12 protein-coding genes, 1 tRNA gene and 1 riboswitch are annotated in these 14196 nt (G+C 71.9%); of the genes, 10 read left to right on the top strand and 3 right to left on the bottom strand.

What is annotated here, in order from left to right:
- Nucleotides 1–30 precede the first annotated feature (30 nt).
- Complete coding sequence (locus tag RV986_RS07170; protein ID WP_475916586.1) at nucleotides 31–1155, bottom strand: DUF2235 domain-containing protein; 1125 nt, start codon at nucleotides 1153–1155, stop codon at nucleotides 31–33.
- A 96-nt stretch (nucleotides 1156–1251) separates the two neighbouring features.
- Between RV986_RS07170 and RV986_RS07165 the strand changes: the two genes are divergently transcribed.
- The 5 genes from RV986_RS07165 to thiD all read left to right on the top strand — a co-directional run bounded on the left by RV986_RS07165 (nucleotide 1252) and on the right by thiD (nucleotide 6382).
- Nucleotides 1252–1941, top strand: a complete 690-nt coding sequence (locus tag RV986_RS07165) for a class I SAM-dependent methyltransferase (protein ID WP_475916585.1) — start codon at nucleotides 1252–1254, stop codon at nucleotides 1939–1941.
- Nucleotides 1938–2810, top strand: a complete 873-nt coding sequence (locus RV986_RS07160) for a dioxygenase family protein (protein ID WP_475916584.1) — start codon at nucleotides 1938–1940, stop codon at nucleotides 2808–2810. The genes RV986_RS07165 and RV986_RS07160 overlap by 4 nt, the downstream gene beginning before the upstream one ends.
- Nucleotides 2807–3904, top strand: coding sequence for a maleylacetate reductase (locus RV986_RS07155; RefSeq protein WP_475916583.1), 1098 nt, complete (start codon nucleotides 2807–2809; stop codon nucleotides 3902–3904). The genes RV986_RS07160 and RV986_RS07155 overlap by 4 nt, the downstream gene beginning before the upstream one ends.
- Nucleotides 3905–4028: 124 nt before the next feature.
- A riboswitch (TPP riboswitch) is annotated at nucleotides 4029–4123 on the top strand.
- Complete coding sequence (locus RV986_RS07150; RefSeq protein WP_475916582.1) at nucleotides 4113–5516, top strand: purine-cytosine permease family protein; 1404 nt, start codon at nucleotides 4113–4115, stop codon at nucleotides 5514–5516. Its footprint overlaps the riboswitch before it by 11 nt.
- Before the next feature lie 41 nt (nucleotides 5517–5557).
- Entirely contained in the window at nucleotides 5558–6382 is an 825-nt protein-coding gene (gene thiD / locus RV986_RS07145) for a bifunctional hydroxymethylpyrimidine kinase/phosphomethylpyrimidine kinase (RefSeq protein WP_475916581.1), read from the top strand.
- A gap of 72 nt (nucleotides 6383–6454) precedes the next feature.
- On the opposite strand, the gene RV986_RS07140 is transcribed toward thiD, so the two are convergent.
- Entirely contained in the window at nucleotides 6455–7729 is a 1275-nt protein-coding gene (locus RV986_RS07140) for an ArgE/DapE family deacylase (protein WP_475916580.1), read from the bottom strand.
- A 133-nt stretch (nucleotides 7730–7862) separates the two neighbouring features.
- Here RV986_RS07140 and RV986_RS07135 point away from each other — a divergent pair, with 133 nt between their 5' ends.
- From RV986_RS07135 to RV986_RS07115, 5 genes are all read left to right on the top strand, one after another.
- Nucleotides 7863–8300, top strand: coding sequence for an Lrp/AsnC family transcriptional regulator (locus tag RV986_RS07135; RefSeq protein ID WP_475924201.1), 438 nt, complete (start codon nucleotides 7863–7865; stop codon nucleotides 8298–8300).
- Between the two features lie 319 nt (nucleotides 8301–8619).
- The gene (locus RV986_RS07130) at nucleotides 8620–8820 is read left to right on the top strand and encodes a hypothetical protein (RefSeq protein ID WP_475916579.1); all 201 of its coding nucleotides are present in this window, start codon (nucleotides 8620–8622) and stop codon (nucleotides 8818–8820) included.
- 742 nt (nucleotides 8821–9562) lie between these two features.
- Entirely contained in the window at nucleotides 9563–10330 is a 768-nt protein-coding gene (locus RV986_RS07125) for an NPP1 family protein (RefSeq protein ID WP_475916578.1), read from the top strand.
- 195 nt (nucleotides 10331–10525) lie between these two features.
- Nucleotides 10526–12040, top strand: coding sequence for a hypothetical protein (locus RV986_RS07120; protein ID WP_475924200.1), 1515 nt, complete (start codon nucleotides 10526–10528; stop codon nucleotides 12038–12040).
- Nucleotides 12041–12153: 113 nt separating this feature from the next.
- Nucleotides 12154–12227 (top strand) — tRNA-Pro (locus RV986_RS07115).
- A 72-nt stretch (nucleotides 12228–12299) separates the two neighbouring features.
- On the opposite strand, the gene RV986_RS07110 is transcribed toward RV986_RS07115, so the two are convergent.
- Entirely contained in the window at nucleotides 12300–14096 is a 1797-nt protein-coding gene (locus RV986_RS07110; RefSeq protein WP_475916577.1) for an FAD-dependent oxidoreductase, read from the bottom strand.
- Nucleotides 14097–14196: the final 100 nt, after the last annotated feature.

Below are 14196 nucleotides of genomic sequence, written 5' to 3'. Positions count from 1 at the left end.
GGGGCCGCCGCTCGGCGTGCACGGCACTGGTCAGTGGCGAGGGGGCGGTCCCGTGTGGCCGGTGGCGAAAGGCCGGTTCCGGGAGGCCGGTTCCGGGTGGTCGGCCCGGGCGGTCAGCCAGTCGGGGTCGGACCAGGTCACGGTCGACGGGATGCGGTCGGCGTAGCCCGGTTCCCGCTCCAGGCGCGCGCGGACACTCGCGTGCACCCGCGCGTCCCGCGGAAGCCGACGGCGACGGTAGGTGAGCAGGGCCCAGACCCAGCCCATCCGGTGCACCGTACCCAGGGCGTTCTCGGGGGCGAGCGTCACGTCGCGTGCGTACGCGCCGGGCTTCAGCAGGAGCCGCTCCTCGACGGCGCCGTCCACGATCCACTTGAGTGCGACGCCGGCGAGGCGGGGATCGTCGTCGAAGGTCCCGCCGACGTCGGAGTGCACTCCGGCGAACCACACCTGCTCGACCGACGCGGGCACCGGCCGCTTCTTGTCGCCGGACGTGACGAGGTACTCGGCGTAGGGCCGGCGCTTCTCGTCGATGGCGACCGCGTGCCGCACGCGCAGGACGTTCGGGATCTGACGGGTGTACGGCCAGCGCAGGTTCCAGCGCAGGACCCCGGCGGCCTTCACGGAGTCCCAGATCCCCAGATAGGTGACCGGGATGCCGGTACGCCCGTCCACCGCGTTGCTGAAGGCGGCGGCGAAGTGGTGCAGTTGGTCCCAGTCCTGCCGGGTCCAGTCCTTGTTCTTGGCGTACACGGACACGGCGTACGGGACGAGGTTCTCCATGCCCGGCCGCATCAGGCCGACCGCCCTGAGCATGCCCACGAGGGCCCGGGCCGTGTACGCGCCGCGGCTGAAACCGAAGATGTGGATACGGTCGCCCGGTTGGTAATGGTTCATCAGATACGTGTAGGCCTCGGCCAGGTTGGCCTTCGTCCCGGAGCCGAAGGCGAGACCGAAGAGCCTCGACAGGCGACGGCCGAGGGGTGTCCGGACGCCCGCGGCGGAGAAGGTGCCGACGCCGGGGTCGTAGTAGGCGATCTGCCGGGTGGGATCGGAGAGGTCGAGCATTTCGTAGAGCCGGATGACGTTGGTGTTCCCTTGCGCCTTCAACTGGTTTCCCGTGCCGTCCAGGCAGATGACGAGATTCTTGGCCATGCCGGGCCTCACGTTCGCGCGTTCACGGGCGTACCGGAACATATGGCACTTACCATCTATAATAATTGAAATGCCTCCTCCCGTACCATCGGCGGTATGAGTCCTGGGGCGACAGCGCCGTACGACGAACACGCCGACTGGTACAACGACTTCATGTCGTCGGGGGCCGGCGACTACATCCAGCGGGTGCACGCCACGCTGCGGGAGCTGCTGGGCCCGGGCGACGGCCCGTGCCTGGACGTGTGCTGCGGCACGGGCGCCCACGCCTCCGTGCTCGCCGGGCTGGGACGGACGCCGGTGGGGGTGGATCTCTCGCGCGGACAATTGCGCCACGCCGCCCAGCGGCTGCCCGTCGCCGTGGCCGACGCGGCGGCCCTTCCGTTCGCCGACGACTCCCTCCCCGCCGCGGTGTGCGTGCTGGCCAGCACCGACGTACCCGACTACGCCGCCGTACTGCGCGAGACCGCCCGGGTGCTGCGCCCCGGCGGACACTTCGTGCACCTCGGGGTGCACCCGTGCTTCATCGGCGCGTTCGCCGACTGGAGCGACCGGCCCCGGATCGTGGTCGACGAGCGGTACACCGACCGTTCGCGCAGCTTCGACGCATGGAACCCGGCCGGCGTCCGCGCCCGGGTCGGCGCCCGGCACGTCCCCCTCGCGGACCTCCTCAACGCCACCCTGGCGGCCGGCCTGCGGCTGGTACGGACCGTGGAGGCGGGCCCGGGCGGTGTCCCCGATCTGTTCGGGTTCCTCGCCGTGAAGCACGATGTTCCGGGAGTGGCATGACCGTCGAACCGGGCGATTTCACGAACGACATCACCGATGCCGTCGTCGACAGCCTGCGGGACACGGCCGATCCGCGCCTGCGTGAGCTGCTCGGCGCGCTCACCCGTCACCTCCACGACTTCGTGCGCGAGACGGAGCCGACGATGGCGGAGTGGGAACGCGCGATCGGATTCCTGACCGCGACCGGGCAGCAGTGCACCGGCACCCGCCAGGAGTTCATCCTCCTGTCGGACGTGCTCGGCGTCTCGATGCTCGTGGAGACACTCAACGGTCGTCGCCACCCGGGCACGACCGAGTCCACGGTCCTCGGCCCGTTCCACATGACCGAGTCGCCGGTCCGCGCGCTCGGCGCGGACATCGACCTGGTGGGCACCGGCGAGCCGTGCGTGGTGAGCGGCCGGGTGCTGTCCCAGGACGGCACCCCGCTGCCCGGCGCGGTCCTCGACGTGTGGCAGGCCGACGCCGAGGGCCATTACGACGTGCAGCGGCCGGACGTCCAGCCGCCCGGGAACGGGCGGGGACTGTTCACCGCGGACACCGAGGGCCGCTTCTGGTTCCGCACCTGCGTACCGAGCCCGTACCCGATCCCCACCGACGGCCCGGTCGGCGCACTGCTGCGCGCCACGGCCCGGCACCCCTACCGCCCCGCCCACATCCACTTCATCGCCTCGGCCGAGGGCCACGTCCCCGTCACCACACACATCTTCGTCGCGGGCAGCGAGCACCTCGACTCCGACGCGGTGTTCGCCGTCAAGAAGAGCCTGGTCCAGGACTTCACCGAGACCGACGACCCGCCCCTGGCACGGGAGTTCGGCGTCCCGAACCCCTTCCGCCATGCACGCTTCGACCTCGTACTGGAGCAGGAATGACCGGATCGACGGGAGGGAACACACCCCTCGACTTCTCGTACGAGACCCAGCCCGCGCGCGTCGTCTTCCGGCCCGGCGCCGCCGTGTCCGCGACCCCCGGCGAGGCCGCCCGGCTCGGGCTGCGCCGGGTGCTGGTGGTCTGTGGCAGCCGGGGCGCGAGCACCGCGCGCGCGGTCGCGGACGCGCTGGGCGAGGCCTGCGCGGGGCTGCACGCCGGGGCCCGGATGCACGTACCCGCCGAGGTCGCCGACCGGGCGGTCGAGGCGGCGCGCGCGGCGGGCGCCGACGGCTGTGTCGCGGTCGGCGGCGGCTCGGCGATCGGCCTCGGCAAGGCGATCGCGCTGCGCACCGGCCTGCCGTTGATCGCCGTGCCCTCCACCTACGCCGGCTCCGAGATGACCCCGGTCTGGGGCCTCACCGAGCACGGCGCCAAGCGCACCGGACGCGACCCCGCCGTCCAGCCCCGAAGCGTCGTCTACGACCCCGAGCTCACCCTCGGGCTCCCCGTCCCCCTCACCGTCACCAGCGGCATCAACGCGCTCGCGCACGCCGTCGAGGCCCTGTACGCCCCCGACACCTCGCCGCTCGTCTCGCTCATGGCCGAGGAGGGCGTACGGGCGATGGCGGGCGCCCTGCCGCTCGTGGCCGCCGCCCCCGACGACCTCGAAGCGCGCGGCCGCGCCCTGTACGGCGCCTGGCTCTGCGGCGCCTGCCTGGGCGCCACCACCATGGGCCTGCACCACAAGCTGTGCCACGTCCTCGGCGGCACCTTCGGCCTGCCGCACGCCGAGACGCACACGGTGGTCCTGCCGTACGCCCTCGCCCACAACGCGCCCGCCGCGCCCCGGGCGATCACCGCCCTGTCCCGCGCCCTGGGCACCGACGACGTACCCCGCGCCCTGTGGGAGCTGGCGGGAAGCCTCGGCGCACCCCGCACCCTCGCCGAGCTCGGCCTGAAGGAGAGCGACCTTGCGGTGGCGGCGGCGCAGGCCACCGCGCAGGCATACCCGAACCCCCGCGACATCACTACGGACGGGGTGCTGGGACTGCTGACGGCGGCGTACGAGGGCCGGGAGCCGCGCGTCGACTCCTAGGCCGTACGGGCTCGTACGGCTCGTACGGCTCGTACGCCTCGCACGGCCCGCCTGCCCCGTCCCGGGTGGGGGCACCCGCCCCTCCCACTGGGGCGAACGCGCCGGCCGGGCTATCCTGACCGCCGAACCGGACACGGGGTGCCCCGCACGAGGGCTGAGATCACACCCGTCGAACCTGAACCAGTTAGGACTGGCGGAGGGATGTCTCATGTCGTTGCCGTATGCCCGTAACGCCCGCGGCGAGGTGGCCGCCGGAGGCCCGCAGGGCGTCTTCGACGGGCGGATGCCCACCGCCCCGGGGGATCTGCACGTCGAGGCGCGCGGAATCGCCCCGGTCCCGGAGGACCACCGCTACGGCGGCCCCGGCCGCCTCTTCACCGTGTGGTTCGCCCCCAACCTGACCATGACCGGCGTGTTCACCGGCACCGTCGGCATCACGCTCGGCCTGGACTTCTCCACCGCGCTCACCGCCGTCGTGCTGGGCACCCTGCTGGGCGCCGTACCGACCGCGTACCTCGGCACCTGGGGCAGCCGGACCGGCGCCGGACAGCTGCCGCTGGCCCGGCTCGCGTTCGGGCGGGCCGTGGCGGTGCCGGGCGTCCTGCAGTGGCTGTCGTCCATCGCCTGGGACGCGCTGATCGGCCTCTTCGGCGGGGACGCGCTGGCCCAGCTGTGCGGCTGGCCGTTCTGGCTGGGCGTGCTGGTGATGATGGCGGCGCAGGGCGCGCTCGGCGTCCTCGGCTACGAGGCCATCCACCGGCTCCAGAGCGTGATGACCTTCGCCCTCGCCGCCGCCTTCGTGGCCCTGACCGTGAAGCTCCTCAGCGGCGCCCACACCACCCCCGCCGCCACCGCACACGGCGCCGACCGGGCCGGGGCCTTCATCCTGACCTGCACGATCGCGCTCAGCCTGGCGCTGTCGTGGGCCCCGTACGCCAGCGACTTCAGCCGCTATCTACCGCGTACGACGTCCCGCCCGCGCATGTTCTGGTACACCCTGGCCGGCATCGGCGTGTCCTTCGTGGCCGTCCAGGCGCTCGGACTGTGGGGCGCGGCCGTCTTCACCGACCAGACCGCCCGCGGCGTCGACACCCTGCTCGGCGGGGGCGCCCTCGGCGCGTTCGGCCTGCTCGCCGTGGCGCTCGCCGCGCTGAGCAGCAACGCCATGAACGACTACAGCGGCTCGCTCGCCCTGCAGACCATGGGCGTACGTCTGCCGCGTCCGGCCGCCGCCGCGCTGGCCGCCCTGCTCGGCTTCCCGCTCGTGCTGTGGATGCACGCGGCCGACACCACGGCCCGCTTCCAGAACGTCCTGCTGTTCGTCGGCTACTGGATTCCCGGGTTCGTCGCGATCGTCGTCGTCGACTGGCTCGCCCGGGCCAGGGCCCGCGGCGGCGCACCCGTCGACCTGGCCGCCGAGAGCGCCCGCCCGCAGCCGTGGTGGCCCGCGCTGGTCTCCTTCGGCGCGGCCTTCGCCGCGGCGGTGCCGTTCATGAGCACCAGCCTGTACGTCGGCCCGGTCGCCGATGCCCTGCACGGCGCCGACCTGGCCTACGGGGTGGCGTTCGTCGCGGCTCTGCTGGTCTACGCCCCGCTGCGCCTGCGCCGCTGACCCCGCCTCCACTCACCCCCTCGTACGGAGTGACACCCGCCATGCTTCCGAACACACCCACCGTCCCGCCCACCGCCCCGCCCCGTGTCCTGACCATCGCCGGATCGGACTCCGGGGGCGGCGCGGGCATCCAGGCCGATCTGAAGACGATGCTCGCGCTGGGCGCGCACGGGATGAGCGTGCTGACCGCCGTCACCGCACAGAACTCCGTGGGCGTACAGGGCGCTTGGGATCTTCCCGTCGAGGCGGTGCGCGCGCAGTACCGCAGTGTCGTGGACGACATCGGGGTGCAGGCCGTGAAGACCGGGATGCTCGCCTCGCCGCTGCTCGTCGAGACCGTCGCCGAACTGCTGTCGGACGTCGGCGCGCCCGTGGTGGTGGACCCGGTGAGCGTCTCCAAGCACGGGGACCGGCTGCTGGCCGACGACGCGCTGGACACCGTACGGACGGTTCTGCTGCCCCTCGCGACGGTGGCGACACCGAACCTCGACGAGACCGCCGAGCTCACGGGGATCAAGGCGACGGGCGAGCCGGACATGCGCCGGGCCGCGCAGCGGCTGCTGTCGTACGGGCCCCGCTGGGTCCTGGTGAAGGGCGGCCACCTGCCCGGCGAGGCCGTCGACCTGCTGACCGACGGCACCGAACAGCACTGGTTCCGGGCCCCGCGCCACGACAACCGCCATACGCACGGCACCGGCTGCACCCTGGCCTCGGCCATCGCGGTGGGGCTGGCGCAGGGCCGGGCGGTGCCGGAGGCGGTGCGGCTCGCGAAGGAGTACGTCACGGGCGCGATCGCGGCGGGATTCCCGCTGGGCTCGGGCCTGGGACCGGTCGACCACGGCTGGCGGATCCGCGCGGGGCGGTGAACCCCGCTCGGCGGTTCCCGCGGTGCCGGTGTGCGGCTCGTGCGGTGCTTCTGTGCTGTTCGTGCGGTGCTGCTACGCGGTTCCCGCCGTGCGGAGCGCCGTGAGGACCAGCGTGCGGGCGACCGCGACCGTCTCCGTCAGGGACACCCGCTCGTCGGGACCGTGGGCCAGGCGCACATCGCCTGGACCGTACTGGAGCGTGGGTATGCCCGCCCCGGCGTACAGCCTCAGATCGCTCCCGTAGGGGGCGCCGCGTTCCCGCGCGCCGGGCGCACCGGTGGTGTCCGCGTGCGCCCTGCTCACCACCTCGCGCAACGGATGCCCGGCCGGCAGCCGTCCGCTGGCGAACTGGCCGCCGGGCCAGGTGACGACCGCGGGATGCTCGCTCAGCCACGGATCCGCCGCGCACGCCCGAGCCACCCGGCCTTCGAACTCCTCGCGGGCCGCGGCCGGTTCCTCACCGAGCCGCAGTCCCAGCCGCCCGTCGGCGACGAGCAGCCCCGGCACACTGCTGGCCCAGTCACCGGCCTGGAGCATGCCCACGGACACGGTGTACGGGATCGGGTACTCCGCCATCAGGGGATCCGGCGCCTTGTTGCGGGCGACCTCCAGCCGGGCGAGGCAGGCGGCGATCGGCGCGTAGGCGTCGATGGCGCTCACCCCGGCGTCCCGGGTGCTCGCGTGCGCGGACCGGCCCGGCACGGTGATACGGAAGGTCAGGGCACCCGCGTTGGCCGTGACCAGCGTGCCGCCGGTCGGCTCGGTGATGACGCAGGCGTCGCCGCGGTGGCCGCGCCGCAGGGTTCCGAAGGCCCCGATCCCACCGTCCTCCTCGCCGACGACGAAGTGGCCCGCCACGCTGCCCCGCAGCCGTACTCCCGAGGCCCGGATCGCCGCGAGTGCAGCGATGTTGGCGACCACACCGGCCTTCATGTCGCAGGCGCCCCGGCCGTGCACGACATCGCCACGCACCCTCGGCACGAAGGGGTCACCCGCCCACTGCGCGAGGTCCCCGGGCGGTACGACGTCCACATGACCCTGGAGGATCACGGTGGGACCCTCCCCGGTGCCCGGCAGCGTCGCCACCAGCCCCCACGCCTCCTCGCGCGGTACCTCCGTACCGGGGAAGCCGGGCGCGGCGCGCAGGCCGGGCAGATCCATGGACCACAGGTCGACGTCCAGGCCGAACCGGCCGAGATCCCGTGCGAGGCGGTGCTGCAGTTCGGACTCGGCCGCGCTTCCGGTCACGCTCGGCACGGCCAGCACATCGAGCAGCAGCGCGGCGAGCGCCGCTTCGTCGAGGGCCTCCAGAGCGGCGGTCTCCTGGGCAGTGAGCACTGTACGCATGCCAGGGGATGCTACGAACGGGGAGCGTGCGCAATCAATCGCCGTTTGTTTCGGTCCAGGGCTGTTTTCTTGCGAAGATGCAGCCTCCTTGGAGATTTCTTGCGCGAGGGGAAGGGGTGAGAGGGGCATGACCATGGACGCGATCGACGAGGCCATCGTCCGCTGTGTGCTGAGCGACGCGCGCAGTACGTACGCCGAGATCGGCAAGGCGGCCGGACTGTCGGCACCGGCGGCGAAGCGGCGCCTCGACCGACTGGTGGCCGACGGCACGATCCGGGGCTTCACGGCGCTCGTCGACACCCAGGCGCTGGGCTGGCGGACCGAGGCGTTCGTCCAGGTGTACTGCAAGGGCAATCCGACGCCCGCGGAGCTGCGGCGGGATCTGGAGGCCGTCCCCGAGGTGGTCGAGGCCTACACGGTCTCCGGCGCCGCGGACGCCATGGTGCACATGATGGCCCTGGACATTCCGCATCTGGAACGGGCCATCCAGCGGGTGCGCGAGGCCAGGGTCATCGAGCGCACCGAGAGCGTGATCGTGCTCTCCGGACTGATCAACCGACCGCGGGTCTGAGGCCGACGGCTCGCCGCACCGGGCAGGAGCTCGAACGGCCTAGCGTCACGGGATTCCCGCCCCGTAGCGCGCTTCCGATTCGATCCGATCCGGTCCGTCCGTCAGTGGCTCGTCGTGATCGGGAACTTGCGCAACGGGCCCGCAGGGTACGGGGCGTGCGCCGTAAATCGAACATGTGCTTGAATTAGCGCATGGCGTACGAAGACTTTCCCGACGGCCTGATCACGACGAACGGTGGTCAGGTGCGGCACGGGGCCGGGATGCAGGCCGGGACCGGAGAAGCGAGGCTGGATCCATGTCCGAACCGTTGCCTGTAATCGTGGCTCCGCCCGCTGACACCGGTGGCCGCCGAGTGCGTGTGCGCGGCGAGAACCTCGGGTTGGCGTACAACCTGGAGGATCTGTCCGAGTTCCTGCGTCGAGTGGGTCTCGACGTGGACCCCGTGACCGCGGCGGTGTCCCCGCTCATCGACTGGCGCGGTGTCGGCCCGGAGTACTGGGGGCCCGAGACCGGAAGGTGAGGCACCGCGGCTGTCGCGGGCCTGAAGCCGTACGGGTTGTAGCCGTACGCCTTGTCCTCCACCGAGGACGGTCCGCCGGGCGAGGCGGACTTGGTGCCGGTCGGACGGGCGGCCCGACGGCCGCGTTCGCGTTTGCCCTGCACGTATGGGGCGCGGTCGGTGCCCTGAAGGGCACGGGTCAGCGCACGGCGGTTGTGGTGGGGCCGAGGGCGAGCCGGACCTGAAGCCGCCGCAGTGCCGGGGACGCAGCCGGCCGATGGGCGGAAGCCGCGGGGCACGGGTGTCATCCGTGAGGTGTGCCGGAGGGCGGGGCGGTTCCGGGAGGCGTAGCCGCGACGGACTTTGCGGCGGGGGAGCCGTTCGCCCGGGGCGGTGAACGGAACGGGCCCCGGGCGGTGGTCCGGGATGGCTGGCGTACAACTTCCCACTCCATGGACAGAGGGACACGGCATCGTCGCGCGCCCTGCCCGGCGGAGGCGAGCCGGACGGCTCGCCGGACCGACCTGCGCCGACTGTTGCCGCCCGGGCCGCCCTGCGTCGACCGACCCACCTACCCCGACGGACCCACCCCAACTGGTGCACCTCAACTGGCCCACCTCGTCCATTGGTTGGTCATTCATCACTCCGACACCCCCTGACGCTTGCGTTGTCGACGGAGCGGGGAAAAGCTGATCTGGGCATGCCAATATCGATCGCCTGCCCGGCCCCACCCCCCCGCATCGCGGTCGATCAGGAGGACGTAGTGAAGAGAAGTTCGCGCATCCGCAAGGTCTCGCTCATTCTGGGCAGTGCGGTCGCACTGGTCGTCGCCTTCCCGGGCAGCGCGCTCGCCGCCCCGCCCCAGGCGCTGCCGGCCAACGCGGACGGACTGGAGCAGACGTTCCAGCCGGCCTTCGACTACGACACGGACGGCTGCTACCCCACCCCCGCCATCGGCCCCGACGGGACGGTCAACCCGGGCCTCAACCCGTCCGGAGCCCTCAACGGCCAGTGCCGTGACGCTTCGGACCTCGACAACACCAACGGTTACTCGCGCGAGAAGTGCAACAACGGCTGGTGCGCGATCATGTACGGCCTCTACTTCGAGAAGGACCAGGCCGTGCTCGGCAGCGGCCTCGGCGGCCACCGCAACGACTGGGAACACGTCGTGGTGTGGGTGCAGAACAACCAGGCCCAGTACGTCTCCACCTCCGCCCACGGCAACTTCAACATCTACGGCCGTGACCAGATCCGTTGGGACGGGACCCACCCCAAGGTCGTCTATCACAAGGACGGTGTGAGCACCCACTGCTTCCGCCCGGCGAACTCGAACGACGAACCGCCGGAGAACCACTACCACGGATGGCAGTTCCCCGACCTGGTCGGCTGGGAAGGCTACCCCGCCGGTCTGCGCGACAAGTTGAGCGCCTACGACTTCGGCAGTGCCGTCTTCGGCCTCAAGGACGGCAATTTCAACTACCACTTGGAGAAGGCCAAGCCGGCCGGCATCTCGTTCGACCCGAATGCGTGATGACCCGTCAATTGACCTTCCTGTCTGGCGAGTTGGAGGAGCTGCTGGCGACTCTCGGCTCGTGATCGTGGCGTAGATCACCCTGGAGGGGGTGGAAACGTGAAGCAGTGCTTCGCGTCTTCATGGCATGCTCACATCTAGTTACTCGCTGGTAATCGCATGCCTCCTTCACCCCCCTCAGGACTGATCTTGCGCATCCGCAAGCGGCCCTTGCGCGCCCTCGTGCCCGCGCTCGCCGCATCCGCCCTCTTCCTCGCCGCCGGCTGCTCCGCAGACTCCGGCACGCGCTCCGCCGCCGCCGAACGGACCCCGGACGCCGGTGCCTCCTCCGCGGAGACCGCGAACAGCGACCAGCCGCTCGCCGTCGCCGCCGCACCCGCGGTGGCGGCCACCTCGACCGCCGTCGCGCGGCCCGGTACGGCCGGCGGGAAGGCCCGCGAGACCTCGCTCAAGGTGAAGTCGTACGACAGCCGCACCCGACGAGTCGTCATCTCCGCTGTAGGCAAGGGGAGTTCCTCGCCGACTCCGACACTGACTCCGACACCGACTCCGACTCCGACTCCGACTCCGGGTTCGACTCGGTCCGCGACGTCGAATCCGAACCCGCACCCGAACCCTTCCGGCACCGCGGCGCCCGGCCGTACCGCCGTCGGCGACGTCATCGCCAGCGCCCCCGTGCCCGGTGCCCCCGACGGGCTTCTCGCCAAGGTCACCAAGGTGATCGGTGAGACGGCCGACGGCACCGAGGTACAGACCGCGCCGACGACCCTCGACACGCTGCTCGGCGACGACGAGGCGAAGGGCACCGTCCCCGTCGACCCCGCCTCCTTCGACGTCGAGCGGCTGCTGCCCGACGTGAAGGTCTCCTGGGCGAAGGCGGGAGACATCCACTCCGGGCCGGAAGGGGCGAAGGTCCCGCTCGGCAGCCTGCGGGTCGATGTCGCCACCCGGGTCGGCACGGCCGAGGGGGCGCCGGCCTCGGCGGCGGCATCCGTGTCAGGCTTCGTCCAGGTCAAGCCCGAGGTCGACTTCTCCTACGGCGGTGGCTCCGCCGCCTCCACCGGTTCCGGGCCGGGGGCGGCCTCGCTCGGGGTCTCCGGCGACTGGACCTCGCAGTGGGCGCTCAAGGGTCGCGCCGCCGCCTCCAGCAAGCCGGTCCGGCTGCCGTTCGCGAAGCTGCACGCCGACCCGGTCCTCCAGGTCGGCCCGGTCCCCGTCGTCGTGAACCTTGACCTGACCTGCTACTTCGAGATCAGCGGCGACGGCAGCGTCACCGTCGACGTCGAACAGGACCTCAAGGGCGACTTCAAGGTGGGCGGCACCTTCGGCACGGCGAACGGCTGGACCCCGCTCAACGAGTCCCACATGGACAGCACCCCGGTCCGTACGTCCGTCACGACGGCCGGGCGTGTGAAGGCGGCCCTGGGCGCGCAGGCCGCCGTCGGCCTCTACGGCACCGTGGGCGTCACCGCCGACCTGGCCCCCTATCTGCGCGGTGAGGCCGCGGGCACGGTCAGTGCCACCTCACCGGTCGGCTCCGACACGAAGTCCGACGTCGCGGCGACGGGTTCCTGGGCCCTCTACGGCGGCCTCGACCTGAGCGGCACCCTGCAGATCCAGCTGTCCGTCTTCGGCACCCCCGTCCTCCAGCACGGCATCCCGCTGGGCGCACTGCACCGCGAGTGGAAGCTGGCCGACGGCAGGATGTAGTGACGGACGCTCTCCGAGCAGGCGCCCGCCGACCTCCTCGTGTGTGGGCCCTCCCCTGCGCGTGCGGTAGTGTTTACCTGCACGATCACGCGGAACACCGCGGGTGACGGCATCGGGACGTGGCGCAGCTTGGTAGCGCACTTGACTGGGGGTCAAGGGGTCGCAGGTTCAAATCCTGTCGTCCCGACTTTTGAAGTCGCGGGTCGGAGGCTGTATCGGAAGAATCCGATACAGCCTCTCGGTCGTTCGACGGCAGCGGTCAGTCCCGGTCCAGAACCGCCGTGAGGGCTTCCCGCAACGCCGTTTCGGGGCTCGCCGACGGTCCTTCGGACCGCCACGCGACGAAGCCGTCGGGACGGACCAGCACCGCACCGTCCGCGGTGACGCCGTGGACCTCCGCCCAGTCCATGTCGCTCGCGGGTGACAGCTCCGCGTCGGACCCGTTGCCGATCCGGTACGAGTCGAGCGGCACGGACAGCTGTTTCGCGACCTCCTTCGCCGCCGTGTGCCACTTGCCCGCGGAACTCAGGAGCACCATGGACCGCTCGTACAGATCGAGGGTGGAGATCCGGGCGCCGGCGCGGTTCAGCCACATGTGCGGCGCCCGGCTGCCCGGTTCGCCCGTCAACCGCATGCCGTCGGGGACGACCGGCGCCGACTGGTCCGCGCCCAGCACCGCACCGCGCGGGTAGCGGTAGGCCAGCGCCACGTTGAGGATGCCGCCCCTCTCGCCACCGGGGCCACCGGGACCGCCGGGACCGCCGGCTCCGGGGCCACCGGGACCGCCGGGACCGCCGGCTCCGGGGCCGCCGGGACCGCCGGGACCGCCGGCTCCGGGACCACCGGGACCACCGGCTCCGGGACCGCCGGGACCACCGGCTCCGGGACCGCCGGCTCCGGGGGCGGGGGTGTACCCGGGGTGGCTGTGCTCGACCGAACGCGAGGAGGCACGGGCGCTGGTCGCCTCCGCGACCGGGCGGCGCTCGGCGTCGTAGGACTTCAGCAGTCCGGGCCCGGCCCAGCCGCCCAGCACGGCGGCCAGCTTCCAGGCGAGGTTGTGCGCGTCCTGGATCCCGGTGTTGGAACCGAACGCACCGGTGGGGGACATCTCGTGCGCCGAGTCGCCGGCCAGGAACACCCGCCCGTCCGAGTAGCGCTCGGCCACCCGCTCGGCTGCGTGCCAGGCGGCCCTGCCGGTGATCTGCACATCGAGGTCGGGTACGCCCACAGCCCGCCGGATGTGGTCCGCGCAACGCTCGTCGGTGAACTCCTCCAGGGTCTCGCCGTGTTCGGGGTGCCAGGGCGCGTGGAACACCCAGTGCTTCTCGTTGTCCACCGGCAGCAGGGCGCCGTCGGCCTCCGGATTGGTCAGGTAGCAGACGATGAAGCGCCGGTCGCCCACGACCTGCGCGAGGCCGCGCGAGGCGAAGGTGACGCTCACGTTGTGGAACAGGTCGCCCGGGCCGTTCTGCCCGATGCCGAGCTGCTCACGGACGGGGCTGCGCGGACCGTCCGCCGCGACCAGGTAGTCCGCGCGAATGGTGCTGTGCTCGCCCGTGTCGCGGCTCTTGAGGTGAGCGGTGACGCCCTGGGCGTCCTGTTCGAACGACATCAGCTCGGTGGAGAACCGCAGGTCTCCGCCCAGCTCCCGGGTGCTCTTCAGCAGCACCGGCTCCAGGTCGTTCTGGCTGCACAGACACCACGCGCCGGGGCTGAAACGGGCGAGCCCGTTCCCCGGGTCGATCTCCTTGAACAGCCACTCGCCCGCATCGCCCACCAGGGTCGGCGTCTGCATGATGCCGTGGTTTTCCGCCAGTACCGACGCGGCCTCCTCGATGCGCCGTTGCACCCCGGCCACCCGGAACAGCTCCATCGTGCGGACGTTGTTCCCGCGCCCGCGCGGATGGATCGAGGTGCCCGAGTGGCGCTCGACGAGCAGGTGCGGCACGCCGAGTCGCCCCAGGAACAGCGAGGTGGACAGGCCCACCAGGGAGCCGCCGACGATGAGGACCGGTGTGTGCCGGCCGACCTCGCCGGCCTCTTCCAATCGGTTCATTGATTGCCTCCAGCGTCACCTGCGACGTGAGGCGACGTGAGTCGGGGGATGGGATGCCGGCCGCATTCGGACGGCCACCGTTTTCCATGCCCGCTGCGGA

It is taken from the genome of Streptomyces sp. RLA012 (genome assembly GCF_056270325.1).
Note: the sequence above shows the minus strand (reverse complement) of the source record. Positions and strands in the feature narration are given on the sequence as shown.

Bases quoted from the DNA above. Each gene is read 5' to 3' on its own strand.
- RV986_RS07140 (WP_475916580.1), bottom strand. From the start codon at position 7,729: ATGCGTACAGTGCTCACTGCCCAGGAGACCGCCGCTCTGGAGGCCCTC.
- RV986_RS07150 (WP_475916582.1), top strand. From the start codon at position 4,113: ATGTCGTTGCCGTATGCCCGTAACGCCCGCGGCGAGGTGGCCGCCGGA.
- RV986_RS07165 (WP_475916585.1), top strand. From the start codon at position 1,252: ATGAGTCCTGGGGCGACAGCGCCGTACGACGAACACGCCGACTGGTAC.
- RV986_RS07110 (WP_475916577.1), bottom strand. From the start codon at position 14,096: ATGAACCGATTGGAAGAGGCCGGCGAGGTCGGCCGGCACACACCGGTC.
- RV986_RS07160 (WP_475916584.1), top strand. From the start codon at position 1,938: ATGACCGTCGAACCGGGCGATTTCACGAACGACATCACCGATGCCGTC.
- thiD (WP_475916581.1), top strand. From the start codon at position 5,558: ATGCTTCCGAACACACCCACCGTCCCGCCCACCGCCCCGCCCCGTGTC.
- RV986_RS07135 (WP_475924201.1), top strand. From the start codon at position 7,863: ATGGACGCGATCGACGAGGCCATCGTCCGCTGTGTGCTGAGCGACGCG.
- RV986_RS07170 (WP_475916586.1), bottom strand. From the start codon at position 1,155: ATGGCCAAGAATCTCGTCATCTGCCTGGACGGCACGGGAAACCAGTTG.
- RV986_RS07155 (WP_475916583.1), top strand. From the start codon at position 2,807: ATGACCGGATCGACGGGAGGGAACACACCCCTCGACTTCTCGTACGAG.